Source organism: Rugamonas rivuli, from assembly GCF_009380165.1.
Lineage (GTDB): Bacteria > Pseudomonadota > Gammaproteobacteria > Burkholderiales > Burkholderiaceae_D > Rugamonas > Rugamonas rivuli.
The window spans coordinates 958938-983526 of record NZ_WHUF01000001.1; the positions used below are offsets into that span (position 1 = coordinate 958938).

At 65.5% G+C, this 24589-nt stretch carries 20 protein-coding genes; 9 read left to right on the forward strand and 11 right to left on the reverse strand.

What is annotated here, in order from left to right; all coding sequences use genetic code 11:
* Positions 1–7: 7 nt before the first annotated feature.
* Both GEV01_RS04070 and GEV01_RS04075 read right to left on the reverse strand, forming a co-directional pair.
* Positions 8–2149, reverse strand: coding sequence for a TonB-dependent receptor (locus tag GEV01_RS04070; protein ID WP_152801883.1), 2142 nt, complete (start codon positions 2147–2149; stop codon positions 8–10).
* Between the two features lie 92 nt (positions 2150–2241).
* On the reverse strand, positions 2242–3891 hold the full coding sequence (locus GEV01_RS04075; protein ID WP_152802332.1) for a 3-(methylthio)propionyl-CoA ligase: 1650 nt from the start codon (positions 3889–3891) through the stop codon (positions 2242–2244).
* 132 nt (positions 3892–4023) lie between these two features.
* Here GEV01_RS04075 and GEV01_RS04080 point away from each other — a divergent pair, with 132 nt between their 5' ends.
* Positions 4024–5049, forward strand: coding sequence for an AraC family transcriptional regulator (locus GEV01_RS04080; RefSeq protein WP_175022908.1), 1026 nt, complete (start codon positions 4024–4026; stop codon positions 5047–5049).
* 5 nt (positions 5050–5054) lie between these two features.
* Here GEV01_RS04080 and GEV01_RS31395 read toward each other — a convergent pair whose 3' ends face one another.
* From GEV01_RS31395 to GEV01_RS04095, 3 genes are all read right to left on the reverse strand, one after another.
* A complete protein-coding gene (locus tag GEV01_RS31395) occupies positions 5055–6467 on the reverse strand; it encodes a PA domain-containing protein (RefSeq protein ID WP_152801887.1) in 1413 nt (470 codons plus the stop codon).
* The gene (locus GEV01_RS04090) at positions 6464–6829 is read right to left on the reverse strand and encodes a post-PEP-CTERM-1 domain-containing protein (protein WP_152801888.1); all 366 of its coding nucleotides are present in this window, start codon (positions 6827–6829) and stop codon (positions 6464–6466) included. The genes GEV01_RS31395 and GEV01_RS04090 overlap by 4 nt, the downstream gene beginning before the upstream one ends.
* 129 nt (positions 6830–6958) lie before the next feature.
* Positions 6959–7348, reverse strand: coding sequence for an OsmC family protein (locus GEV01_RS04095; RefSeq protein ID WP_152801890.1), 390 nt, complete (start codon positions 7346–7348; stop codon positions 6959–6961).
* Positions 7349–7500: 152 nt separating this feature from the next.
* Here GEV01_RS04095 and GEV01_RS04100 point away from each other — a divergent pair, with 152 nt between their 5' ends.
* Positions 7501–9756 (forward strand): TonB-dependent receptor domain-containing protein, encoded by a 2256-nt coding sequence (locus GEV01_RS04100; protein WP_152801892.1) that lies wholly within the window; start codon positions 7501–7503, stop codon positions 9754–9756.
* Between the two features lie 13 nt (positions 9757–9769).
* On the opposite strand, the gene GEV01_RS04105 is transcribed toward GEV01_RS04100, so the two are convergent.
* The gene (locus GEV01_RS04105) at positions 9770–10924 is read right to left on the reverse strand and encodes a branched-chain amino acid ABC transporter substrate-binding protein (protein ID WP_152801894.1); all 1155 of its coding nucleotides are present in this window, start codon (positions 10922–10924) and stop codon (positions 9770–9772) included.
* Positions 10925–11059: 135 nt separating this feature from the next.
* Here GEV01_RS04105 and GEV01_RS04110 point away from each other — a divergent pair, with 135 nt between their 5' ends.
* Together GEV01_RS04110 and GEV01_RS04115 are read left to right on the forward strand one after the other, a co-directional pair.
* Complete coding sequence (locus GEV01_RS04110) at positions 11060–12214, forward strand: pyridoxal phosphate-dependent aminotransferase (RefSeq protein ID WP_152801896.1); 1155 nt, start codon at positions 11060–11062, stop codon at positions 12212–12214.
* 9 nt (positions 12215–12223) lie between these two features.
* On the forward strand, positions 12224–14446 hold the full coding sequence (locus GEV01_RS04115; protein ID WP_152801898.1) for a hybrid sensor histidine kinase/response regulator: 2223 nt from the start codon (positions 12224–12226) through the stop codon (positions 14444–14446).
* On the opposite strand, the gene GEV01_RS04120 is transcribed toward GEV01_RS04115, so the two are convergent.
* From GEV01_RS04120 to GEV01_RS04135, 4 genes are all read right to left on the reverse strand, one after another.
* Positions 14430–15158, reverse strand: coding sequence for a substrate-binding periplasmic protein (locus GEV01_RS04120; protein ID WP_152801900.1), 729 nt, complete (start codon positions 15156–15158; stop codon positions 14430–14432). The two genes, GEV01_RS04115 and GEV01_RS04120, sit on opposite strands and share 17 nt — an antisense overlap.
* Positions 15159–15260: 102 nt before the next feature.
* A complete protein-coding gene (locus GEV01_RS04125) occupies positions 15261–16217 on the reverse strand; it encodes a YncE family protein (protein ID WP_152801902.1) in 957 nt (318 codons plus the stop codon).
* Between the two features lie 2 nt (positions 16218–16219).
* Positions 16220–17314, reverse strand: coding sequence for a metallophosphoesterase family protein (locus GEV01_RS04130; RefSeq protein ID WP_175022910.1), 1095 nt, complete (start codon positions 17312–17314; stop codon positions 16220–16222).
* Between the two features lie 10 nt (positions 17315–17324).
* Positions 17325–19520: a TonB-dependent receptor gene (locus tag GEV01_RS04135; RefSeq protein WP_152801906.1), complete on the reverse strand. Its 2196-nt coding sequence runs from the start codon at positions 19518–19520 to the stop codon at positions 17325–17327.
* A 197-nt stretch (positions 19521–19717) separates the two neighbouring features.
* On the opposite strand from GEV01_RS04135, the gene GEV01_RS04140 reads away from it, so the two are divergent.
* The 5 genes from GEV01_RS04140 to GEV01_RS04160 are packed head-to-tail and all read left to right on the forward strand — an operon-like array spanning position 19718 to position 24105.
* On the forward strand, positions 19718–20938 hold the full coding sequence (locus GEV01_RS04140) for a cytochrome-c peroxidase (RefSeq protein ID WP_152801907.1): 1221 nt from the start codon (positions 19718–19720) through the stop codon (positions 20936–20938).
* A gap of 23 nt (positions 20939–20961) precedes the next feature.
* The gene (locus tag GEV01_RS04145; RefSeq protein ID WP_235914201.1) at positions 20962–22290 is read left to right on the forward strand and encodes a hypothetical protein; all 1329 of its coding nucleotides are present in this window, start codon (positions 20962–20964) and stop codon (positions 22288–22290) included.
* A gap of 1 nt (position 22291) precedes the next feature.
* Positions 22292–22828 (forward strand): FMN-binding protein, encoded by a 537-nt coding sequence (locus tag GEV01_RS04150; protein WP_152801909.1) that lies wholly within the window; start codon positions 22292–22294, stop codon positions 22826–22828.
* The gene (locus GEV01_RS04155; RefSeq protein ID WP_152801910.1) at positions 22825–23637 is read left to right on the forward strand and encodes an FAD:protein FMN transferase; all 813 of its coding nucleotides are present in this window, start codon (positions 22825–22827) and stop codon (positions 23635–23637) included. Before GEV01_RS04150 ends, GEV01_RS04155 begins: the two co-directional genes overlap by 4 nt.
* A 3-nt stretch (positions 23638–23640) precedes the next feature.
* Positions 23641–24105, forward strand: a complete 465-nt coding sequence (locus GEV01_RS04160) for a DUF4405 domain-containing protein (RefSeq protein ID WP_152801911.1) — start codon at positions 23641–23643, stop codon at positions 24103–24105.
* A 15-nt stretch (positions 24106–24120) separates the two neighbouring features.
* On the opposite strand, the gene GEV01_RS04165 is transcribed toward GEV01_RS04160, so the two are convergent.
* Complete coding sequence (locus GEV01_RS04165) at positions 24121–24513, reverse strand: bacteriohemerythrin (protein ID WP_235914208.1); 393 nt, start codon at positions 24511–24513, stop codon at positions 24121–24123.
* Between the last annotated feature and the right edge of the window lie 76 nt (positions 24514–24589).

Sequence of the window (24589 nt, forward strand, 5' to 3'; positions counted from 1 at the left end):
ACCTCCCTTAGAATCGGACCGAGGCTTCGATCCCGTAACGGCGAGGATACGGCATGGTGGTGAAGCGGGTGGCGGAAGTCGGATCGAGCACGATGCCGGTGGCGACCTGGTTATCGGTCAGGTTTTTGCCGTAGATCGCGTACTCGTACTTCTTCGATGGGCTGGTCAGCGAGACGCGGGCGGCGACATCGCGCGATTGCCCGACGCGCGACGGCTGCGTGTTGGCGGCGATGAAGTACTGCTCGCCCACCAGCGTGGCGTCGGCGTGGAAGTTGAGCGACCACGCGCCGGCCGCCACGCGGTAGTCTGCGGCGGCGTTGGCCGTGTAGCGCGGCGCTTCGATCATGCGCTTACCGGACAGGTCGACGCCGTTGATGAGCAGCTCGCGGTAGGAAGCGTTCAGCAGGCCCACGCCGGCCGACAGGCGCAGGCTGCGGGTCGGCACGTAGATCGCTTCGATCTCGGTGCCGGTGATGCGCGAGGAGCCTGCGTTGACCAGCTGCTGCGTGCCGATGCCCACCACGTTCAGGAACTGCTGGTTCTTGAAGTTGTACAGAAAGGCGGAGGCGTTCAGCGTCAGCTTGCGGTCGAACAGCTGGGTCTTGATGCCGGCTTCGAAGGAGTTCAGGTCTTCCGGCTTGGCCACATTCAGGTCGGCGACGTTGGTCAGCGTGCCGCCGTTGAAGGCGCTGCTGCGGTAGCCGCGCGCATAGTGGCCGAACACCATGACGTCCTTGTCCAGCTGCGCGCTCATGCCGATACGGCCCGTCGGCTTGCCGTCGTTGTAGCTCAGTTGTCCCTGCTGCGGTATCACCGGGTCGACCTTGAAGTTATTCAGCCGCCCCTCGTCGCGGGTGTAGCGCAGGCCGCCGTACAGGGTGAGGATTTTGCTCAGCTCATAGGTGCCGTCGGCGTAGGCGGCGTACGAACGGCGACCCTGGTTGTAGCTCTGGCGCAGGATGGGCAGCACCGGCGGGCCGCCGAAGATGGTGTAGGTGGTGCCGATATCGATGTCGTCGCGCTGGTGATACAGGCCGGCGATCAGCTGGAGCGGGCCGTCCAGCGCAGTGGTGAAACGCAGATCCTGGCTGATCTCGCGGGTCTTGGAGCTGAAGTCGATGTGCAGCAGCGGATCGATGGTGCCGTCGGCGTCCACCAGGTTGTAGAAGCGGCCGTCGACGTAGGAGGTGATCGAGGTGAAGGTGCCGAGGTCCGTGTTCTTGTTGATGGTGAGGTAGCCGCCGCTGCCGCGTACTTCGATCACGCCGGAACGGTCGGTCGCCACCTGGTGCAGCGACAGCGGCTGGCCGGTGTAGGGATTGATGCGCGGATTGCGGCCGTTGGCATTCAGGCCGCCAGGTCCGCTGCCCTCGTTGACCGCGCCGACCGCCTCGGGATTGTTGTTGACGCCGAACAGGCGCAGCGTGCCGTTCCAGCCGTCGCCGTCCTTGTAGGCCAGCGTCAGGCGCGCCGCCTTGCGGTCGATGTTCGACAGGTCGTGGCCGGCCGGGTTGACGTTCTCGATGTAGCCGTCCGAATGCGCGGCGGTGAAGGCGAAGCGCGCGCTCAGGCGGTCCTCGATCAGCGGCACTTCGATGGCGCCTTTGGCTTCCTTCAGATTGTGGCTGCCGTAGCCCACCGTCAGGTCGCCGTTCTGGCGGAAGGTAGGCTTCTTGGAGATGAAGTTGACCGCGCCCGCCGTGGTGTTTTTGCCGAACAGCGTGCCCTGCGGCCCGCGCAGCACCTCGACCCGCTCGACGTCGAAAATCTGTGCGCCGCCCAGGAACGGTGCGCCGACGTAGACTTCATCGAAGAAGATACCGGTGGGCGAGATGGCGTTCAGGTTGAACTCCGGCGTGGAGATGCCGCGCAGCGAGAACTTGGGCTGCGATTCATCGCCCAGCACCGATACGCGCAGGTTCGCCACCTGGCGCGCGATTTCGGTGCCGGTGTCGATCTTGGCGCTCTTCAGCGAGTCGGAATTGATGGCGCTGACGGACACCGGCACGTCCTGCAGCAGCTGCTCACGCTTTTGCGCCGTGACGACCACGCGCGCGGTGTCGCCCTGATCGTCGCTTTGCTGCGCTTGCGCGGTGACGGCCAGGCCCAGCGCGGCCATCGTCCCGCAGAGTTCTTTGGTATATCGCATACATGTCTCCTTCTTTTATGATTGTTTTGGTTTCCCCGGCACCGCACATCCCTGGCCGTGGGGATCGGCAGGGACTATTCATTCGGTTGGCGCTACGCGCGCACGGTGGGCAGGCGGTGGTCGCGGAACTGCTCGCGGATGCGGTTCTTCAGCACCTTGCCGGTCGGGCCTATCGGCAGCGCGTCGACGAACACCACGTCGTCGGGCGTCCACCAGCGGGCGATTTTTCCTTCGTAGAAGCCGAGCAGCGTGTCGCGGTCCAGCACCGCGCCCTGCTTGCGCACCACCACCAGCAAGGGGCGCTCGTCCCACTTGGGGTGGCTGACGCCGATGCACGCGGCCAGCCGCACCGCCTCGTGCGTCATGGCGATGTTTTCCAGTTCGATGGAGCCTATCCATTCGCCGCCGGACTTGATGACGTCCTTGCTGCGGTCCGTGATGCGCATATAGCCGTCGGCGTCGATGACCGCCACGTCGCCGGTGGGGAACCAGCCGTCGCGCAGGGCGCCGCCGGGAGGCTGCTTGAAGTAGGAGTCCATCACCCACTGGCCGCGCATCATCAGGTGGCCCGAGGATTCGCCGTCCCAGGGCAGTTCTGCACCGTCGTCGTCGATGACCTTCATGTCGACGCCATACAGCACATGGCCTTGCGCCTGCAGCACGCGGCGCTTTTCGGCCTTGGTCATCGACATGTGCTGCGCCTGCAGCGTGCAGGTGGTGGCCAGCGGTGATAGTTCGGTCATGCCGAAGGCGTGCACCACGTCGATGCCGTAGTCGTCGCGGAAGGCGTCGCTCATCGCCGGCGGGCACGCGGCCCCGCCGATCATGGTGCGCTTGAAGGTGGAAAAGCGGAGGCCGTTGGCGCGCACGTGGTCCAGCAGTCCCATCCAGATGGTCGGCACGCCGGCCGAGAAGGTGACGCCCTCCTCTTCGAACAGCTGATAGAGAGAGCGGCCATCCAGCGCGCAGCCGGGCAGCACCAGCTTGGCGCCGGCCAGCGCGCAGGTGTAGGGCAAGCCCCAGGCGTTCACATGGAACATGGGCACCACCGGCATCACGCAATCGCGCGCCGAGATGTTCATCGCGTCCGGCATCACCGACGAATACGAATGCAGGATGGTGGAGCGGTGCGAATACAGCACGCCCTTGGGATGGCCCGTGGTGCCGGAGGTGTAGCACAGGCTGGAAGCGGCGTCTTCCTCGAACACCGGCCAGGTGTAGTCGCCGCCGTGGGCGCCGATCAGCTCTTCGTAGGTCATCATCGAGGCGTGGGCCGGCAGGTCGGCGCGGGAACCGAGCATGATGAAGGCTTGCACCGAAGGACACAGCGGCGCAATGGCGGCGATCAGCGGCAGGAAGGAGCGCTCGAAGAACACCAGCTTGTCGTCGGCGTCGTTGATGATCCAGGCCAGCTGCTCTGGATGCAAACGCGGGTTCAACGTATGCAGCACCGCGCCCGATCCGGAGACGGCGTAGTACAGCTCAAGATGCCGGTAGCCGTTCCAGGCCAGCGTGGCGACCCGCTCGCCCATGCGTATGCCCAGCGCCGACAAGGCATTGGCCATGCGCCGCGTGCGGGTGTGGCAGTCGCGCCACGTGTAGCGGTGGATGCTGCCGTCCTCGTTGCGGCTGACGATCTCGCGCTGGCCGAAATAGCGGTCCGCATGCCGCAGCAGCGACGAGATCAACAAAGGGCGGCGCATCATCTGTCCCGGTACCGGGCTGTTGCATTCTTCTACCATCATGTCTCCATGCCTGCCATAATGGAACCCACTGTAGGCTGGCGCGGGCGCCGCGTCTTTGCCGCAGAAGCCAGCTTATTGTTTGAAGAAGACAGCGGCGCCAAAAGCCGCGGATACGCAACAGGAGACCACATGAGTCAACTCACCACGGCAGGTACGTGGCTGAACGGCATATGGGAGATGCTGACCTCCATCGGCATGGACCCGCACCGCATCTTCACCGACGCCGGCATCGACACCAGCGCCATGCAGGATCCGCACCATCGTTTCGACAGCGATCAATTGAGCATGCTGTGGAATGTCATCACCGCCGCCACCGGCAACGAAGCGGTCGCGCTGGAGTCGCAGGAAAACCCGCGGCCGGCGATGCTGGACCTGCTCACCTATACGATGATGACGGCGCCGACCATGCGCGCGGCCTTACACCGCTTCATACGCTATGTGCGCATCGTCAGCGATGCCGCCAGTTTCACGATGGAGGCCGATGCGCGCGGCGGCGAGTGGCTGCGGCTGTTCATCGCCGGCAGCAGCCTGCCGGTGCCGCGCCAGCGTTTCGAGTTCGTGCTGATTACCATCCTCAACGTGTGCCGCTGGATCGCCGGCCGCACCATCAACCCGATCGGCATCGAGCTGACGCACGAGGAACCGGGCAGCACGCAGGCGCACGCGCGCTCCTTCGCCGGACCGTTGCGCTTCAGCGCGGCAAGCAACGGCATCCTGTTCGCGACCGCCGACCTGGACGCGCCGCTGCCCGCGTCCAATCCGCGCCTGGCCGAGGTGCACGAGCGCTACGCAGCAGAATTCCTCCAGCAGATGGACAAGGACAAGCTGACCTCACGCGTACGCGAGCTGATCGTGCGCAGCCTGCCGGACGGCGACCCGCCGCGCGCCGCCGCAGCCGCCGCGCTGAACATCAGCGAACGCACCTTGCAGCGCCGCCTGCAAGATGAAGGCACGTCGTTCCAGCAACTGCTGGACGACACCCGGCGCGACCTGGCCCGCCAGTTCCTGGCGCAGGAGCAGATCGTGCTCGGCCAGGTCGCCTTCATGCTGGGCTTTGCCGACCAGAGCACCTTCTGCCGCGCATGCCAGCGCTGGTTCGCCACGTCGCCGGGCCAGTACCGGCGGCAGCTGGGCAGCCAGGCCGGCCAGGCCTAAGGCCGCTACCAGCCGATATCCCTGAGCAGCGGGAAGGTCAGGTCGCGCGGCGGCGCCACGTCATGCGACAAGTCGCCATTGATGGACGGCTCCATCAGCTGGTTGGGGAAGGCGCTGGTGTCGTAGTGCGATACGGACGATCCCGGCTGGCTGGGATTGGGCGCATACATCAGCACTCTGCCCGCCGCGTCCGCACCCGCGCGTATCGCCAGGTTGACGCCCAGGTTGGCAAACACGCCGGAATGCTGGCGCGACCGGGCGGCCAGCGCGGCCTTGAGCCGGTTGCCGTCGTCGAGCGTAATGCGCACCGCCGGAATCGTGATCGAAGGATCGGTGCCGCCCAGGCCGGGCGGCGGCGCACCGGCCACATTGTCGGCGATGATGACGCCGATGGCGCCGGCGCTCTGCGCGTTCCTGACCTTGATCACGAAGGTGCAGGTACCGCGATCGATCAGCGCGATATGGCCGCTGACGGCGGCGGCGTTGTTGGCCGACAGCGGATCGCAAGCCAGGCCACGGCCGTCCGGCATGTCCACCACCGGCATCACCTCGCCCGTCACGCCCGGGCTGGCAAGCACCGGCCCGAAGGCGGCCGTGCCGACCTGGATAACGCCGGCCACGCTGGCCGGCGCCAGCACCGTCAACACCGGCGTGCCTTGCTGCAGCACCGTCTGCGCGGCCGCCTTGACGTTGGAGCCGTTCCACACCAGCTTGCCGGACTTGACGGCCGACGCCACGCGCTCGGCGTCGCTCATGTCCTTCCACAGTTTGCCGGTGCCGGTGTCTAGCAGGAAGTAGTCCCAGATGCTGGGGTAGCCTTCCAGTTGTTCGCCGGTTTGGGCGTCGGTAAAGGTCTGGAAGCCGAGGCCGTGGGCGAACTCGTGCTGCAGTACCGTCACCAGATCGATCTGTGCGCCATGCTTGTTGTCCAGGCCCAGGTAGAACGGCGAGCCGGTGAGGCAGCCCGGCTTGCCAAGGTTGATATTGAAGCGCGCGCGGATGTCCGCCGTGTCGGGATCGACGTCCTCGCCGACGTATTTATTGGTTTCCGCCTTGCTGAACCAGGCGTTGGCCACCGGTGCGCCGGGGAAGTCGCGGAATACCTCCAGCGCACCGGCGGAGCCGAGCACAGCGCCGCCGGCGTCGCAGGGCAAGGCTTGCCAGGTGGCGAGAATGCGGATCGGCACGGTGCTGGTGAGCGTGGCGCCCCATTTGCCGGCGGCGGCCTGGAAGGCGTTCAGGCGCTGGGCGCCCAGCGTGGTGCCGGTGTTGCCGCCGACCGGCGCCACCGTGGTCACATCGTTGAAGCCCACGCCGGGGCTGTCCGCGTTGACGATGGTGATGGTCGCCGCGGCCCAGCCTGGCGACGAGCACAGCAGCGCCAACGCTGCGATGAAGATGGGCAGCATGCGTTTCATTTTTGTTCTCCCCGTGCGGCGGGCGTCTTGCGCGCGACAGCGTAATGGGTGTGCGATTCATCGAGCACGACGCCGATGCCGCCCTGCGGCGGGTGGACGATGCCGGGACTGGTGGCGCGCAACCTGCCGGCGTTGCTGGCGCGGATCGCGGCATCCAGATCGGCCGCCTGCTCCGGACTGGGCTCGACCAGCTGGCCGGTGACGGGGTCTTTGTAGGCCTTGAGTCCGGACGCCGTCTGTTGCGGCGGCGGGGCCGCCTGCCTGACGACATTCACGTGCGGAAAGGTCATGACGCCATTGTCCGGCGCGGCCTGCACGGCGCAACCCGCGGCGGCTGCCAACAGCCCCGCCCATCGTTTCATCGTATCCATATTTCTCTCCCAAGTGATCTCAGCTTGCCTGGGTTAGACCGGCCAGCCGCTCATCAGTTCCCGCACCGGCAAAAAAAATCCGGCGCAGAGGCCGGATGGTCGGGAGAGCGATACCGCTGCCTAGATGATCGAGGTGGCGATGGCCATGCCGGCCTTCAGTGTCAGCGTCACCGGCGTCTTCTCGGCGATTTCCGCGAGGCGGTTTTTTTGCTCGGCATCCAGCGCGCCGGTGAACGACAGCGTGCGCTTGATCTGCATGAGGCCGTCGTCGCCCGGACTCAGGTGCAGGCCGACATCGACCGCGTCCAGCGGCCACTGCTTGCGGTCCGCATACATGCGCAGCGTGATGGCGGTGCAGGAACCCAGGCCGGCCAGCACGAAATCGTACGGGGCCGGGCCGGCGTCGTGGCCGCCGTTGCGCTCCGGCTCGTCGCCGACCAGCGCGTGTCCGCCGACTTCTATCTTCGTTTGGTAACTATCCTTGCCGATGTGGGCGGTACCGCGTGCCATGTGAGTCTCCTATGTGAAGCGCTATTTTAGCCCGGGCATGTGCTGATAAGTAAAGTATTGTAAATGGCAATCATTCTTAGTTGAGTTCAACTGTAAAATGGCACCCTTTCAATGACGACCCCGACGGCGCCATCGCGATGGCCCGCCCAACCATGCACAAGATTTTTCTGACCGCCTGCCTCGCCGCGCCGTTGACCGCCCTTGCCCAGACTCAGCCCCAGGCCCAGGGTCAAGCCACCCCGGCCAAGCCCGCCACCTCCGCCAAGCCCAAGGAGGCCGCGCCGGTGGTGCCGTCGGTGACGGTGGCCGGCGAGCGTCCGACCAACCGCATCGACCGCCAGGTGTACGACGTCAAGTCCGACATCAGCAGCACCAACGGCACCGCCGCCGACGCGCTGAACAACGTGCCCTCGGTGGCCGTGGACCCCGACGGCACCGTGACGCTGCGCGGCAGTTCCAATGTGCAGATCCTGGTCGACGGCAAGCCGTCCGCCATGCTGCAGGGCGATAACCGCGGCCCCACGCTGCAGGCGATGAATGCCGACGATATCGAATCCGTCGAGGTCATCAACAATCCCGGCGCACAGTTCGGCAATGAAGCCGGCGGCGGCCCCATCCTCAACCTGGTGATGCGCCGCAACCGCAAGCCGGGCGGCTTCGCCAACGTCAACGCCAACGCCGGTTATGCCGGGCGCTACAACAGCGCCGCATCGGGCAGCTACAACGAAGGACCGTGGGGCTTCCAGGGCGGCGTCAACGTGCGCCATGACGGCCGCAACTCGACCGCCATCGTCAGCCGCGACCGTCTCGATCCGGCCACCGGCAATTTCGTGCACAGCAGCCAGACTTCGTCCGGCGCAGGCCTGAACGACATGGGCGGCGTCAACGGCACCGTCAGCTACAACCTGGACCAGAGCGACACGCTGACCGCCAGCGCCAACTACATGGCACGCGGCAACGACCAGCGCGGCATCGACCACTACCTGAACGGCGCCACCGCCGGCTTCCCCGCCACCGACTACGTGCGCACCACCGCGCGCGAAGGCGACGCCAAGAACTTCAGCTGGGGCACGCGTTACGACCACAAAGGCCAGCTGCCCAACGAAACGCTGAAGATCGACCTGCGCGTGTCGGCCTCCGAGAACGACAGCAACAGCGCCTACGCCAACGACTACGCCAGCGGCAACTTGCCGGACACGCGCGCCCATCAGCGCAACGACACCAGCACCCACATCGTCGACTTCACCGGCGACTACGAGCGGCCGCTGGCCGGCGGTAGCCTGAAGGCAGGCTACAAGGTCGCCACCAACAAGAACAACTTCGACACGCTGTACACCGACATCAATCCGCAGACCTCGGCGGCCGTGGTCAATCCGGCGCGCAGCAACCGCTTCGACCTGGAAGAAACCGTGGTCGCGCTGTACGGCTCTTACCAGCTCAAGCTGAACGACCGCTGGGGCGTGCTGGGCGGCTTGCGCACCGAGTACACCGACATGGATATCCACCAGATCACCAGCGGCACCGAGGCCAAGAACAGCTACACCAACTTCATCCCGAGCCTGTTCGCCACCTACAAGGCGACCGAGGATGCCAATATGCGCTTCTCGTACGCGCGCCGCATCCGCCGTCCGAACGCCAACGACCTCAATCCGTATGTGGTGTATCGCGACGAGTTCAACGTCTCGTCCGGCAATCCGATGCTGAAGCCGACCAAGACCGATTCGTTCGAAGTGGGCTACGAGACCAAAGTGGCCGGGCTGGAAACCAATCTGCGCGGCTACTACCGCAAGGACACCGACGCCATCGTCGACTACCGCACCTTCATCGCCAACAACGTGTTGCTGACTACGCGCCAGAACGGCGAAGGCAGCCATTCGAGCGGCCTGGAGTTCACGGTCAGCGGCAAGCTGACGCCGTCGCTGACGCTGAACTCCAGCGGCAACCTGGCGCGCAGCCAGCAGACCACGCAGGACGACACCGGCGCGCTCGTCACCCGCACCGCCAATTCGCTGAGCGGCCGCGTGCGCCTGAACTATGCATACAGCGCCGCCACGCAAGTACAGATGGCCTTGCAGATGCAGGGCAAGACGCTGTCCGGCCAGGGCTACCGCTCGCCGAACAACACCTTCAACCTGAGCGTGCGCCAGGCCGTGACGCCGCGTCTGAGCCTGGTCGGCACCGTGACCGATCTGTTCAGCACCAACAAGATGGAGACCGTCATCAACAGCGCCACGCTGCGTGAGACCAGCACCCGCCGCTTCGACGGCCGGGTGTTCTACGTGGGCCTGTCCTACCGCCTGGGCGGTCCGGCGACGGCGCCCGAGTCGAACAACGAGCCGCGCTTCGGCCCGCCGCAAGGTCCGGGCGGACCAGGCCGTGGCGGCCCGGGCGGCCCGTCGGACGGCTAAAAATCCCCGGAGTTTATTTCATGACCGTCACCTTCTCGCGCTTGCCGTTGCGGAAGGTGAAGATGGTCAGCACGCCGTCCTTGACGTCGCCGCGCGCATCGAAGGTGATGTTGCCGGTGACGCCCTTGTGCGTGATCCCGGCCAGCGCCGGCAGGTAGCGCGCCGGGTCCGGCGAGCCAGCCTTCTGCATCGCCTCCACCATCGTCATCAGCGCGTCGTAAGTGTACGGCGCGTAGGTCTGCACGCCGATGCCGTACTTCTTCTGATACGCCACGCGGAAATCGGCCATGCCCTTTTCCTGCGACGGCTCGACGCCGCCCGCTTCCGCGCAAATCACCTGGCCGTCGCTCATGGCGTCGCCCGCCAGGCGCGGCACCGAATCCGAACACATGCCGTCGCCACCCATGAACTTGATCGGGATGGCCAGCTGCTTCATCTGGCGCAGCATCGGCCCCGCCACCGCATCCATGCCGCCGAAGAAGACCATATCCGGCTTGGTCGCCTTGATGGCGGTGAGGATGGCGCTGAAGTCGGTGGCCTTGTCGTTGGTGAACTGGGTCGATACGACGGTCGTGCCCGTCGCCGCCCCGCCGTGCTTGATGTTCTTGATGAATTCGTCGGCCAGCCCCTTGCCGTAGGCGGTGCGGTCGTCGATCACGGCGATGCGCTTGGCCTTGACGTTCTGCATCGCATAGCGGGCCAGCGCGGAACCCAGCTGCTCGTCGTTGGCGATGTTGCGGAAGGCGGTGTTGTAGCGCTGGCGCGTGTACTGCGGATTGGTGGCCGACGGCGAAATCTGCGGTATCCCGGCATCGTGATAGATACGGGAAGCCGGGATCGTGGTGCCCGAGGTCTCGTGGCCGATCACGCCGTTCACCCTGGCGTCCACCAGTTTTTGCGCGGCGGCCGTGCCCTGCTTGGGATCGGCGGCGTCATCCTCCGCCTGCAGCACGATCTTGTATTTCTTGCCGCCGATGACCACGCCCTTGGCGTTGAGCTCGTCGACCGCCATGCGGGCGCCGTTTTCATTGTCCTTGCCCAGATGGGCGATGGCGCCCGAAGTCGCCGCCACGTGGCCGATCTTGATGATCTCTTCCGCTTGCGCGGCGCCGGTGGCAACGAAGGCCAGCGCAAGCGCCTGGGCCAGTGTTTTTATTGTCAGCTGCATAAGATTATTGAGGCTTCCTCATTGGTTAAGTGACCAAGGATACCACCAGGCAAATATGTATGTCATGCGTGCGTACCGACTTGCGTATCTGAAGTAAAATGACAAATCGAAACATTTGCCATAGAGACATTTTGTATGGAAACTTCACAACGCATTGGCCGCTCCCGCCCGCTGGCTACCACCGCCATGCACGGCCGGGTCGACGCCATGAAGGCGCGCGGCGAAAACGTCATTGATTTCTCCATCGCGATCTCGCACTTCCAGGCGCCCGACAGCGTGCTGCAGGCGGTGCGCGACGGGCTGGAACTGCCGGCCCTGCACTACACCACCGTCGGCGGCGACGCCGCCATCCGCGCCCGCCTCGCCGCCAAAGTGGTGAACGAGAACGGCATCGCCGCCAGCGCCGACGAGATCATCGTCACCAACGGCGCCAAGCAGGCGCTGTATCAGGCGCTGTACGTGATGGCCGATCCGGGCGACGCCGTCATCATCTTCAAGCCGCACTGGCCGGCCTATGTCGCCACCTGCCGGCTGCTGGGACTGGAGCCGGTGCTGGTCGACCTGCCCGGCGCCATCACCGACGAGCTGCTCGACAGCCTGCCGCCGGCCAAGATCCTCATCATCAACAATCCGCACAACCCCACCGGCGCCGTTTTGAGCGCGGACGAAGCCGACCGCATCGCCGCCTGGCTGAAACGCACCGGCACCCGCGCCATCGTCGACGAGAGCTACGAAAAGCTGATCTTCGAAGGCACCCATATCAGCCTGGCCGCGCGGCCGGACTGGCAGGATATCGGCATCGTCACCATCTACTCGGCCTCGCAAAGCTATGCCATGATGGGCTGGCGCGCGGGCTTCGCGGTGGCGCCGGCCGCGCTGGTGACGGCCATGGAAACGCTGCAAGGCCCGATCACCGCCGCCGCGCCGATGCTGATGCAGCTGGCACTGGCGGCCGCCTTCGAATCGGGCGAGCCCTCGGCCATGCTGAGCGAATACCGCCAGCGCCGCGACCTGGTGCTGGACCTGGTGCAAGGCCTGCCCTGGCTGCGCATGCACTGCCCCGCTTCCGGCCCCTACCTGTGGGGCGACATCTCGGCCCTGACCATGGACACCACCCAGTTCGCCGAACAGCTGCTGAGCGAATGCGGCGTCGCGCTGATGCCCGGCGAGGCGCTCGGCATGCCGGGCTACATCCGCATCGGCTACATATCCGACGACATCTTCACGCTGCGCCGCGGCGTCAAGGCGATCATCCGCTTCGGCAACGAGCGCTATCAGGCACTCAGCTAAGCCGCCAACATGGCCTTCCTTCTCTTCCAACTCAACAGCCTGCGCAGCCGCCTGATCCTGCTGGTGGCGCTGGCGATCGCGCCGATCGCGGTGATGACGCTGGTCAGCGGCGTGCGCGAACGCGAACACGCGGTCGAGGTGGCGGAAGAGAACCTGCAACGCCTGACCAACCTGGCCGCCGCCAACGAAGCGCAATCGATCGAAGGCGCGCGCCAGATCCTGCGCGACCTGGCCAGCATTCCCGACCTCACCGGCGACCAGGCCCATTGCAGCCGCCTGCTGGCCAACATCCAGCGCCAGAATCCCGACTACGCCAACCTCGGACTGATACAGCTGAACGGCGACGTCACCTGCAGCGCCATACCGGCGTCGGCGCCGGTCAACCTGGCCGACCGTTCGCACTTCCGCCGCGCCGTGCACCTGCGCCGCTTCGTCGCCGGCGGCTACGTGTTCGGCCGCGTGATCCAGAAGCACACCGTCAACCTCACCTACCCGCTGCTGGACGACGACCAGCAGGTCAAGGCCGTGGTGTTCGCGGCGCTGGACCTGACCAAGCTCGATCGCTTCGTGGCCGACATCAAGCTGCCGCCAGGCTCGCTGCTGCTGACCGCCGATTCCGAAGGCAAGATCATCTCGCGCAAGCCCAATCCGGAGCAGTGGTTCGGCAAGCAGGTGTGGCCGGAGATGCGCGCCGCCATGGCCGGCGAACCGGGCAAGCCGGTGCTGCTGACAGGGCCGGACGGCATCGAACGGCTGCACCGCTTCGCCCGCGTCGGCAACAACGGCTTGTCCGACTACACCGTCACCATCGGCATTCCGGTCGACGACATCACCGCCGTCGCCCGCCGCGACCAGTTGATGGACATGACGGCGCTGGCCGTCACGCTGCTGCTGGCAATGCTGGCTGCCTGGTTCGTCGGCGACGTGCTGGTGCTGCGCCGGGTCAAGCGCCTGGCCGCCACGGCCAACCGCATCGCCTCCGGCACGCTGGGCGCGCGCAGCGGCATCAGCTACGGCAACGAGGAAATCAGCGAACTGGCGCGGGCGCTGGACGCGATGGCCGAGGCGCTGCAGGAAAAAGAACAGCAGCACCTGAACGCCGAGCGCCAGCTGCGCCTGGCCGACCAGCGCAAGGACGAGTTCCTGGCGATGCTGGCGCACGAGTTGCGCAATCCGCTGGCGCCGATCAGCGCCGGCGCCCAGCTGCTGCAAAGCGGCCACGCCACCGAGGCGGTGGTGTCGCGCACCGCCGGCATCATCGTGCGCCAGGTGACGCACATGACGCGGCTGGTCGACGACCTGCTCGACGTATCGCGCGTCACGCGCGGGCTGGTGACGCTGACGCGCGTGCCGCTGAACGTGGCCGATGTCGTCGCCGACGCCGTCGAACAGGCGGAGCCGCTATTCCACACCAAGCAGCACCGCTTCGAACTGACGCTGCCCGAGGTGCCGCAGCAGGTCGCGGGCGACCACAAACGGCTGGTGCAGGTGCTGGTCAATGTGCTCAACAACGCCGCCAAGTACACACCGGTGGGCGGCATCATCAAGCTGTCGGTGCACGGCGAAGCGGGCCTGGTGCGGCTGGTGGTCAGCGATTCCGGCATCGGCATGGCGCCGGAACTGCGCAGCCGCGTGTTTGAATTGTTCGCACAGGCGGACCGTAATCCCGACCGTTCGCAGGGCGGGCTGGGACTGGGGCTGGCATTGGTCAAGTCGCTGGTGGAGCTGCATGGCGGCACCATCGCCGCCGACAGCGCCGGCGAACACCAGGGCAGCACCTTCACCATCACCCTGCCCGGCGGGCCGGGCCAGAAACCATCCTTCCCGGCGGGGCCGGCGGCCACCGGCGGCGCCAAACTGCGCGTGCTGGTGGTGGACGATAACGTCGATGCCGCGCAAACGCTGCAGCTGCTGCTCGATGCGTCCGGCCATGAAGTGCTGGTCGCGCACACCGCGCTGGACGCATTGGAGATCGCGCAGCGCTCGGCGCCGGAACTGTGCCTGCTCGATATCGGCCTGCCCGACATCAGCGGCAACGAGCTGGCGCGCGGCCTGCGCGCCCTGCCGCAAACGGCCCACGCCACGCTGGTGGCGGTGACAGGCTACGGCCGCCGCGAGGACCGCGACCTGGCCGACGCCGCAGGCTTCGACCACTACTTCGTCAAGCCGGTCGATGTCGAAGCCCTGCTGGCGCTGATCGCGGGGCTGCAGCCCGCTACTCCCAGGACTTAGCGATACGCTCCAGCTCTCCGCTTTTCTCCAGTGCCTGCAAGGTCGTGCGCAGCCGTTCGACCAGCGCCGGGGCGACCTGCCGGCCCATCACAAAATACAGCTGGCTGGTGGTCATCACCGTCGGCAGGATCTTGACTTTGCCGACCACGCCGGAACGCTCCAGCACCGCCTGCAAACCCGGCGAGCGGTGGAAGAAGAAGCGGCCCCGATGCGCCAGCAGCTTTTGCAGATTCAGTTTGGGATCGGTGGCGCCGGCATCGACCTGGATACCGCCCAGGCTTTCCAGTATCGTCGCCCCGGCAAAGCCACGGTTGGCCAGCACCACGCTGTCCTTGCCCAGATTGCGCAGGTCGTCCCAGTTGTTGATCGTCGCCGCATCATCGCTGCGCGCGACCAGGTAGTAGCGGATGCTGAACAGCGGCGGGCCGACGAACTGGTATTTTTTATCCCGCTCCGGCGAGTGCGACAGGCCGCAGGACGCATCCTGCATGCCACGGTCCATGGCGGAATAGATGCGGGGTAAAGGCTGCCAGACCTGGTCGCCGGTGAATTTCAGGCCGGGATCCAGCCGCTCGACGGCGCGCATGATGTCGATGCAGATGCCCACCACGCGGCCGGAGTTGGCGTCGGCCTGGAATTTTGGCTCGGTGCCGTGCTGCGCCGACGTACGGATCTCAGTCGCGGCCACACCTGCGCCAGCTGTCCAGAGCATGGACAGCAACGCGCAAAGCACAGACTTGCTGGTTGAAATGCGAAGCACAATTTGCCCGCCGGCGGGCGGTGGTGGCTACGATCAGCCCATTGTAGCGCGCCGCTACGGCGTCGTCACCAATACCGTGAAACGCTGCTCCACCAGCGTCGGAAGATAAAGCTTGCCGTTGGCATGGTCCATCGCCATGGTGCGCGCGCCCTTGAAAGTCTTGACGGTGACTGGCGTCGCATAGTGATCCGCGTCGGTCTGGCGTATCAGCGTCAGCGTACCCTCGCCGTTGGACGAGAACACCGTGGCGCTGGCGGCGTCGAACACCACCGCATCCGCGCCCTTGCCGATGGCGGCCCGCGCCACGGCCTTGCCGCTGGCCGCGTCGGTGACGGCCAGCACGCCGTTGCCGCATACCGAGAACAGGCGCTTGTGCGCGGCATCCAGCGCCAGGCCGGTCGGCTCGTCGCAACCGGCCAGCGGCCATTGCGCGACCAGCTTGTCGGTGGCGATGTCGATCACGGCGATCTGGTTCTTGTCCTCGATGTTGACGTAGATGCGGCGGCCATCGCTGACGGCGAATTCCGGCTTGCCTTTGACGGCGATGGTGGCCTTGGGCGCCATCGTGGCGGCGTCGAACACCGACACGTCGGCGCTTTTTCCGTTGAAGGTGTACAGCTTGCCGCTGTCCTCTTCGTACAGCACGGCGTCGGGGTTCTTGCCGGAGACGCGCACTTCGCTCCTGGTTTTCAGGCTCTCCAGGTCGAACACCACCACGCTATCGGCATCGCCGCTGGTGACGAAGCCCACGCCCAGCTTGGGCGCGAACGCTACGCCGTGCGCGCGTCGCAAGCCGCCGACCTCCCCGGCCACCTTGCCCGACGCCAGCTCCAGCGCCTGCAAACGGTCGCCGCGCGTGATGAACAGGCGCTGATGCGCGGTGTCGATATCGAGGTAGTCCCAGCGGCCGGCGCCGTCCAGCGGCCATTGCTGGCGCACCGCGTAGTCCGCAGCGCCGGCGGCGCCGGCAGTCAAGGCCAGCGACAGTAGTGCCGATAGTGTTTTTTTCATGTTCAGAATTGGATAGTTTTTAATCGTTGAGTTTTGCCGTAGTGCTCATCGAAGCCGTACACCTCGATGCGCACCTTGCCGCTTGCGTGCACTCGCACCAGCGCCCAAGCATACACCCTATCCTGCGGATTGCGGCTATCGCCCGGTTTGGCGCTGAACGGCGAGCCGCCGGAGCCCACCATCACCTGCCATGCCTTGCCGCCTTCGGTGCGCGTGGGCTGCTGGGCGTTGAAGATGTGCTGGTGGCCGCAGAAGTAGGCGCCGCCGTATTCCTCCATCACCTTCCAGAAGGCCTTGACGTTGTCCGGGTAGATGTCCATGCCGTCCCGCTCCACACTGTCCTTGAAGTAGTAGGTGTAGGCCGGCTTGTGGCCGAACACGAAGAAGCGTTTGGCGCCGCGCGCCTTGGCCTGCCTGAAGTCCTCCGCCAGCCAGTGCGCCGGGCCGTGGCCGTCGTTGCCGACAGGGTCGGTGTCGATCACGGCGAAGTGGCTGCCGCCGGCATCGAAGGAGTAAGTCAACTGCGACTGGCTGGTGCGGTTGCCGTCCGGCCCATCGACGGGCGGCGCGTTGCTGGCGTCGAAGGCGGTCGCCTCGATGCCGGTGACGGCCTTCCAGCGCGCCGTGTCCAGTATCAGATCGCCCATGCTTTCGCGCCACAGCTCCTCGTTTTCGAGGCGCGCGATCTTGGTGGTTTTGCCGGCGGCGTCTTTGTCCTTGAACTGCATTTCATGGTTGCCCGTCACCGGCACCACGTAGGTGCCGCTTTCCATCAGGCCCGCCGTCATGCCGCGCCAGTAGGCGTACTGGCGGCCTATCACGGCCTTGTCGGCCGTATAGCCCATGATCATGTCGCCGTTGAAGAACAGCGCCTTCGGCCGCGCGGCCTGGATCTCGCGCAGGATGCGCGACAACGCCCGCGTGTTTTGCAGGTAGACCTTGTCCTGCGCCGTTTCGGCGGTGGCCGGATCGGCGCGCGAATCGCCGACGGTGGCGAACGACATCACCACCGGATCGGACGCCGCCTGCGCGGCGCCCTGGCTCAACACCAGCACCGCGCCGCAAGCGGCATGGCGCAGCATCGTCGATATGCGCATGCGCCGCTCCTTAGAAGTCGGCATTGAGCGACACGGTCCAGCTGCGCGCTGGAATGAAGGTGTACTGGTCGAACGCCACGCCCTTGCTGTTGGCCGCGATCGACGTCACATCCTGCTTGTTGAAGATGTTGTTGACGCCCACCTGCGCCTTGATCACCTTGACGATGCCGCCGCCCACACGCCAGCGGTAGCCGGCCGTGAAGTCGGTCACCGTGTAGGCACCGATCTGGTAGGCGGCCGGTTCGCCGTCCTTGGCGTACTGGCTGCCGTTGGACTTGGCGATCAGCGAGCCATACAGGCCATGGTCCTTGTACAGCAGGCCCAGTGCGGCGGTCGATTTAGGCACCTTGGCGATCTGCAGGCCGGTGTCCTTGGCCTCGGCCTTGTTGACCGAGCCGTTGGCATGCAGCGAGAAGCCGCTGCCCACGTACCACGTGGCCGCGCCTTCGATGCCTTTGTAAACCACGCCGCCCTGGTTGTAGTAGACCAGGTCATTGCCGGTGCCGGTCGAAGCGATCTTGTTGTTGAAGTCGATGTAGTAGACGTCCGCATCGAAGGTCAGGTTGCCCGACTGGTGCACGGTGCCCAGCTGGTAGTTGGTGGACGTCTGCGGCTTCGGCGTGCTGAGGTTCGGGTTATTCACGTAGAACATCGACAGGTCCGGCACCAGGAAGCCGCGCGCCACCTGGGCGTAGGCCGACCATTCCTTGTTGATCGCATGGTTCGCGGTCAGGAACGGCAAGGTGGTGGTGTAGGTCTGGTCGGCCGTGGTCGGGATGCGCGTGCCCTGGTTGACCACGGCGTCCAGCGAGCGCTTGAAGTTGACGTACTTGACGCCCGGCGTCACAGTCCACTGCGGCGCCACCGCCCATTCGAATTCGATGAAGGGCTGATACTGCTTCCACGACGAGTTCTGGTTGTACGAAACGTCCTTCGGCGCGGTCGCTTCTTTCGGGTTCGGCACGTTCAGCGTCCAGTCCAGATCGAAGGTGTGGCGCTCGGTGTCCGAGCTTTCGAGCCAGACGCCGGTGCGCAGCAGGCCTACATCCAGGCGCTTGGTCAGTTTGAAGATGTCGCCGTTGACGCGATAGGAATTGAGCTTGTTGTAGCCCGGGACGTTCTTGTTGCCTGCCGCGCCGGACTTGGTGCCGTTGGCGGTGGCGCCGCTGGCGTCCTGGCCGGAGAAGGTGTTGTTGTCGTAGGCGTAGGTGTAGAGCGTGTTGTCGATCGCCCAGCCGCCGTCCAGGTTCGATTGCAGGCGGATGTATTCGAAGTCGGTGCGCTTGTCGTTGTAGTTGTAGCCGAAGTAGTTCTGGCTGGTCCTGTCGTTGTTCAGCGAGTAGTTCTTGCCGTACAGCGCGACCTGGGCCAGCGTGACGCCGGCCTTGTCCGGCACGAAGCTGTGGATCTTGTTATAGGTCGAGAACACCGTCAGCATGGTGTCCTTGCCCAGCGGCTTCTGGAACTTGAACTGGTAGTTGTCTTCCTTGACGCTGCTGTAGGTCTGGTAGCCGTCGCTGGTCAGGCGCGAGGCGTTGAACATCATGCGCGCGTCGCCGAACTGCTCCAGCTGGCCGGAGTCGACTTCCGCGCCGAGGATCTTGGTGTTCCAGGAACCGTAGGTGGCATACGGCGAAAAGCGGAATTCGGTCGCCAGCTCTTTGGAGAACAGGTTGATCGAACCGCCGAACGTGGCCTGCCCCAGATTGCTGGCGTTGCCCGGGCCACGCTCGATCACCATGCCGCCGATGATGCGGGCCGGGAAGTAGGACGTCGAATGGTGGGTGGGGTTGTTGGTGTCGCCGAACGGGATGCCGTCGTAGGTGACGTTGTACTCGCCGTCCTGGAAGCCGCGCAGCGAGACCTTCGATTCGCCCAGGCCTGGACCGTTGGCCGACAAGCCCGCGCCGACGCTGGGCGCGATGCGCGCCACGGCGTTGAAGTCCGCCAGCGGCGTCACGGCCTGCTCGATGAAGGTCGCGGTGATGATGGACTGCGGCTGGGTCGCCTGCAAGGAAGCCTGCACCGGCGCGCGGTTGACGGCGTTGGAGCCGGTGATCACTACGCGGCTTTTGATCGCCTCGGAATCGAGCGCCGTATTCGACACGGGGACGTCGTCGATGGAAGGCGTGGCGGTTTGCGCGTGCGCGGCGCCGGACATCAGGGCCAGTGCCGCCAGGATCAACTGCTGCTGCGAGTTCTTCATAGGACTTTCCAGTTTGCGAGGTGTAAAAACCGGCAAGTGTATGAATCAAATGTGACGGCATCATGAATGCAGGTGAACGTCACACTATCGGCCAGGCTGACGGATAAACCACAAATGCCGCACATAAATTGGCATAAAAGTAACCTATCGGCGATAATGCGAATTGCTATCATTTACATTCACCGATTAAATCCGCAATGCGTACACAATTTTCCCGCACCGCCCTCGTCCCCGCAGCCCTGCTGCTGGCCACCCTGGCGGCGTGCAGCGGCGGCGGTTCCTCCGCGCCGTCTCCAACGCCGACACCAACACCGCCCGCCCAGGCGGAACTGAGCCAGGCCGCCCAGCTGGGCGAGTTGATCTTCAAAGACCAGTCGCTGTCCGCCTCCGGCAAGCAGTCCTGCGCGACCTGCCACGATCCGAGCAACGCCCACGGACCGACCAACAATCTGGCCGCCCAGCTGGGCGGCGCCACCGGCGACGTGCAGGGCTTCCGCGCAGCGCCGTCGCTGCGCTACCTGAACCAGAACCCGGCCTTCTTCTTCGCCAAGGATGGCACGCCGACCGGCGGCTTCAATCGCGACGGCCGCGCACAAAGCCTGGCGGAACAAGCCGAGCGCCCGTTCCTGGCGCCGCACGAAATGGACAACGCCAACAAGCAGAGCGTGGTCGACAAGCTGAAAAAAGCCGCCTACGTCGAGAAGTTCCGCGCGCTGTTCGGCGCCGGCATCCTGGACAACGCCGAGCAGGCCTTCAGCCGCATCACCTTCGCGTTGCAAAAATACCAGCTGGAAGATCCGGATTTCCATCCGTTCGATTCCAAGTACGACCAATTCCTGGCTGGTAAAGTCAAGCTGTCCGACCAGGAGTTGCGCGGCCTGGCGCTGTTCAACGACCCGGCCAAAGGCAATTGCATCGGCTGCCACACCAGCGCGCGCGGCGCCGACGGTGCGCCGCCGCTGTTCACCGACTTCACCTTCGACAATCTCGGCCTGCCGCGCAACAAGAAGCTGGCGGCGACCGCCGATCCAACTTACTTCGACCTCGGCGTGTGCGGCCCGGACCGCACCGACCTGGCAGCGCGTGCGGACCTGTGCGGCGCCTTCAAAGTGCCGACCCTGCGCAACGTGGCCACGCGCCAGACCTTCTTCCACAACGGCGCCTTCGACAACCTGAAGGACGTAGTGGCCTTCTACGTGCGGCGCGATACCAATCCCGAAGAGTGGTACCCGACCGGCGCCGACGGCGTGGTGCAGAAGTTTAACGACCTGCCGCCGGAGTACCGCAAGAACGTCAACACCACCGAAGTTCCTTACAACCGCCAGCCCGGCATGGCGCCGGCGCTGTCGCCCAGCGAGATCGACGATGTCGTGAAATTCCTCGGCACGCTGACCGACGGCTACAAAACCAACCCTTAATCGCAGAGCTTAATAGCAGAGATATGAACATGAACAAACACCTGATCGCCACCGCCCTCGCCGCCGCCTTCCTCAGCGCGCCTTTCGCCGCCACCGCAGGCGAGGCTGAACTGATGGCCCGTATCGAAAAGATGGCCGCGGAACTGGAACAGCTGAAGGCTGAACTGAAGGCCAGCGTCAAGAAAACCGAAGCCGTCGAACAGCGCCAGCAAGCCATCGCCGCTGCCGCGCCTGCGCCTGCACCAGTCGCTGCACGCGCCTCGGCGCCGGCCGCCGAGACCACGCTGGCCGCAGCAGGACCGTCCACCATCTTCGGCGGCTACGGCGAAGTCAATTACAACCGTCCGACCAAGAACGCCAGCGGCGCGCAGGCCGATGTACGCCGCGCCGTGATCGGCATCGAACACCGCTTCGATCCCAAGACCAAAGTGGTCGCCGAATTCGAATGGGAACACGCCATCGTCTCCGCCGACGACAAGGGCGAGAGCGAAGTCGAACAGCTGTATGTCGAACGCGAATTCGGCAACGGCTTGCGCAGCAAGGTCGGCCTGTACCTGATTCCCATGGGCCTGCTGAACGCCAACCACGAACCGACCGCCTACTACGGCGTCGAGCGCAACTTCGTCGAAACGGCGATCATCCCGTCGACCTGGCGTGAAGTGGGTGTGAGCCTGTCCGGCGACACCGCCGGCGGCCTGACCTGGGACACCGGCATCACCACCGGTTTCGATCTGGGCAAATGGGACGCCGCCGGCAGCGACGGCCGCGAATCGCCGCTGGGCTCCATCCACCAGGAAGGCCAGCAGGCCAAGTCGCGCGACCTGAGCGTGCACGCGGCGCTGAACTGGCGCGGCGTACCGGGCCTGCTGGTGGGCGGCTCCATCTTCACCGGCAAGGCTGGCCACAAGGCCGACGGCTTCACCGCCAACGATGCACGCATCACCATGTACGACTTGCACACCCGCTACACGCCGGGCCGCTGGGATCTGTCGGCGCTGTACGCGCGCGGCCAGATCAGCAACACCGAAGCGCTCAACGAAACGCTGGTCGGCAACCCGACGCCGGTACCGAAGAGCTTCGCCGGCTGGTACACCCAGGCCGCGTACCGCCTGCTGGAAGTGGGCGACTACACGCTGAGCCCATTCGTGCGCTACGAGCAGTTCAACACCGCGAAGAGCTATGCCGCCGTGCCGCAGGGCTTGGGCGTGGCAGCGTCGCCTGACGAAAAAGTCACCACCGTCGGCGCCAACCTGAAGGTAGGCGAAGGCGTGGTGCTGAAGGCCGATTACCAGAAGTTCAAGGAAGACAAGTCTCGCGACCGCCTGAACCTGGGCCTGGGCTTCTCGTACTAAGATGCGCTACCAGCACTGGATACCGCTGGCCGCCTGCGCCATCTGCGCGCCCGCGTTCTCGGCGCAGTACCTGAACGCGGAGCAGGCGCAGAAGCTGATCTTCCCGGAGGCGACCGCGTTCCGTCCGCAGGACGTGGCGTTGTCGCTGCCGCAGATGCAGCAGGTGGAAAAGCTGGCCGGCCTGGCCGCGCGCTCGGTCAACTGGCGCGTGGTCGGCGCCTACAACGGCGACAAGCTGCTGGGCTTCATGGTGCTCGACGACGTGATCGGCAAGTTCGAGCTGATCTCGTATGCGGTCGGCCTCAATCCCGACGCCACCGTGCGCCAGATCGAGATCCTGACCTACCGCGAAAGCCACGGCGGCGAAGTGCGCCTGCCCGCGTGGCGCCGCCAGTTCACCGGCAAGTCCGCGCAGACGGGCGGCCTGACGGTGGGCGATGGCATCGCCAACATCAGCGGCGCCACCCTCTCCTGCACCCACCTGACCGACGGCGTGCGGCGCATTGCCGCCGTCGCCCAGGTGGCGCTGAAAAAATGATGCGCCGCGCCCAGCCCTGGCTGGGCACCCTGGTCGATATCACGGCGGACGGCGATCCGCAGGCAGTGTCGCTGGCCTTCGACGACATCGCGCTGGTGCACCGGCTGATGAGTTTTCACGACGCCGCCAGCGACATCTCCCGCCTGAACCGCGCGGCGGCCCGTGAGCTGCTGGACGTGCATCCGCATACCTGGCAGGTGCTGCAGCTGGCAGGGCAGATCGGCGAGCTGTCACACGGCTTGTTCAACATCGCCTGCGCTCCGAAGCTGGTGGACTGGCGATGCCTGCCGCAGCCGGACAATGCAAACATCCCCTCCTATCAACCGGCGCTGGCCGTGTACCGCTGCGAGCAGGGCCACCAGGTCCGCAAGCTGGCGGCGGGCTGGGTGGATGTGGGCGGCATCGCCAAAGGCTATGCGGTCGATCTGGCGGTGGAAGCCTTGCAGCGGGCGGGCGTCGTTGCCGGCTGCGTCAACGCGGGCGGCGATCTGCGCTGCTTCGGTGAGCGAACCTGGCCGGTCGCTGTACGCGACCCGCTGGAGCCTCGGCGCAGCGGCGCGCAGCTGGAACTGCGCAACGAAGCACTGGCCACATCGGCCGCCTACTTCTCGGCCCGCAGTCATGAGGGTCGGCCAATCAGCGCGCTGGTGGACGGCCGCAGCGGCGAGCCGCTGGTGATGGCGACCAGCGCTTCCGTGCGCGCGCCGCGCTGTGCAAACGCCGATGCGCTGACCAAGGTGGTGCTGGCCAGCGGCGATGCGCACCACGCGGCGCTGGCCGGATTGCAGGCCTCAGCGTTTATAATCTGAGCGATGCACACACACCGTCACCGTCCCCACATCAACCTGCGCGTCGAACGCTGGCACCGGCGCTGCATCTACGCCAGCTTCGCGGCCCTGCTGCTGAGCGGCGCCGCCTGGCTGCTGGCGCGCTACTTCTTCCGGCCGGTCGGCCAGTTCGGCGAAACCATCAATCCATTGGAGCCGTGGTCCATGAAGCTGCATGGCGCCGCCGCGATGGCGATGCTGTTCTTCATCGGCAGCCTGATGAACGCGCATATCCGCCGCGCGCTCAAGGCCGGACGCAATCTGCGCACCGGCTGGGGCATGATCGCCGCCATGCTGGCGCTGACCGCCAGCGGCTTCGGCCTGTACTACCTGGCCGGCGAGAGCGACCGGCCGGCATGGTCGTCGGTGCATTGGGTGATCGGACTGGCCGCCGCGCTGCTGTTCGTACTGCACGTAGTGCTGGGCCGCCGCGCCGTGCATCATCCTTAAGCACGGCCGATCTGTTCAGGCATCGGCCTCGATGCCGCTCATTTGCAGGGCGATGGCGAGCGCGGTGTCGGCCGTGGCCAGGTGGGCGTGGAACCACGGCAGCACCAGGCCTACCGCAGCCCTGCCGCTCTTGATGTCACCCATTTCCAGTTGATGCAAGGTGGCCAGCACGCGGGCGTGCTGCTCGCGATGGCTGCGCAGGGCTGGATAGTCGATCGCCTCCATCAGCGTTTCCTCGTGGCGGAAATCGTCCTCCAGGCAATCGATCAGTTGGGCCAGGCCGGTGGCGAAGTCCTCGTCCTTGCAGTGTGTCAGCAGTTTGATCTGCTCGGCCAGCGCCTCGTGCGCTTCGTCGAACAGCGGTATGCCCAGCGCCATGTCCGGGGTCCAGCCGGTATTGTCCATCATGTCCTCCCTGTGGTTCAAGCGGACACGGAACGCGCCGCCAGCACAGACTATGGGCGGATGACGCCCCGAAATCCAT

Coding starts and splice junctions, on each gene's coding strand:
- GEV01_RS04125 (WP_152801902.1), bottom strand. CDS start 16,217: ATGAAAAAAACACTATCGGCACTACTGTCGCTGGCCTTGACTGCCGGC.
- GEV01_RS31395 (WP_152801887.1), bottom strand. CDS start 6,467: ATGAAACGCATGCTGCCCATCTTCATCGCAGCGTTGGCGCTGCTGTGC.
- GEV01_RS04160 (WP_152801911.1), top strand. CDS start 23,641: ATGCACACACACCGTCACCGTCCCCACATCAACCTGCGCGTCGAACGC.
- GEV01_RS04150 (WP_152801909.1), top strand. CDS start 22,292: ATGCGCTACCAGCACTGGATACCGCTGGCCGCCTGCGCCATCTGCGCG.
- GEV01_RS04070 (WP_152801883.1), bottom strand. CDS start 2,149: ATGCGATATACCAAAGAACTCTGCGGGACGATGGCCGCGCTGGGCCTG.
- GEV01_RS04100 (WP_152801892.1), top strand. CDS start 7,501: ATGCACAAGATTTTTCTGACCGCCTGCCTCGCCGCGCCGTTGACCGCC.
- GEV01_RS04155 (WP_152801910.1), top strand. CDS start 22,825: ATGATGCGCCGCGCCCAGCCCTGGCTGGGCACCCTGGTCGATATCACG.
- GEV01_RS04115 (WP_152801898.1), top strand. CDS start 12,224: ATGGCCTTCCTTCTCTTCCAACTCAACAGCCTGCGCAGCCGCCTGATC.
- GEV01_RS04165 (WP_235914208.1), bottom strand. CDS start 24,513: ATGATGGACAATACCGGCTGGACCCCGGACATGGCGCTGGGCATACCG.
- GEV01_RS04145 (WP_235914201.1), top strand. CDS start 20,962: ATGAACATGAACAAACACCTGATCGCCACCGCCCTCGCCGCCGCCTTC.
- GEV01_RS04120 (WP_152801900.1), bottom strand. CDS start 15,158: ATGCTCTGGACAGCTGGCGCAGGTGTGGCCGCGACTGAGATCCGTACG.
- GEV01_RS04080 (WP_175022908.1), top strand. CDS start 4,024: ATGAGTCAACTCACCACGGCAGGTACGTGGCTGAACGGCATATGGGAG.
- GEV01_RS04075 (WP_152802332.1), bottom strand. CDS start 3,891: ATGGTAGAAGAATGCAACAGCCCGGTACCGGGACAGATGATGCGCCGC.
- GEV01_RS04140 (WP_152801907.1), top strand. CDS start 19,718: ATGCGTACACAATTTTCCCGCACCGCCCTCGTCCCCGCAGCCCTGCTG.
- GEV01_RS04110 (WP_152801896.1), top strand. CDS start 11,060: ATGGAAACTTCACAACGCATTGGCCGCTCCCGCCCGCTGGCTACCACC.
- GEV01_RS04135 (WP_152801906.1), bottom strand. CDS start 19,520: ATGAAGAACTCGCAGCAGCAGTTGATCCTGGCGGCACTGGCCCTGATG.
- GEV01_RS04130 (WP_175022910.1), bottom strand. CDS start 17,314: ATGCGCATATCGACGATGCTGCGCCATGCCGCTTGCGGCGCGGTGCTG.
- GEV01_RS04090 (WP_152801888.1), bottom strand. CDS start 6,829: ATGAAACGATGGGCGGGGCTGTTGGCAGCCGCCGCGGGTTGCGCCGTG.
- GEV01_RS04105 (WP_152801894.1), bottom strand. CDS start 10,924: ATGCAGCTGACAATAAAAACACTGGCCCAGGCGCTTGCGCTGGCCTTC.
- GEV01_RS04095 (WP_152801890.1), bottom strand. CDS start 7,348: ATGGCACGCGGTACCGCCCACATCGGCAAGGATAGTTACCAAACGAAG.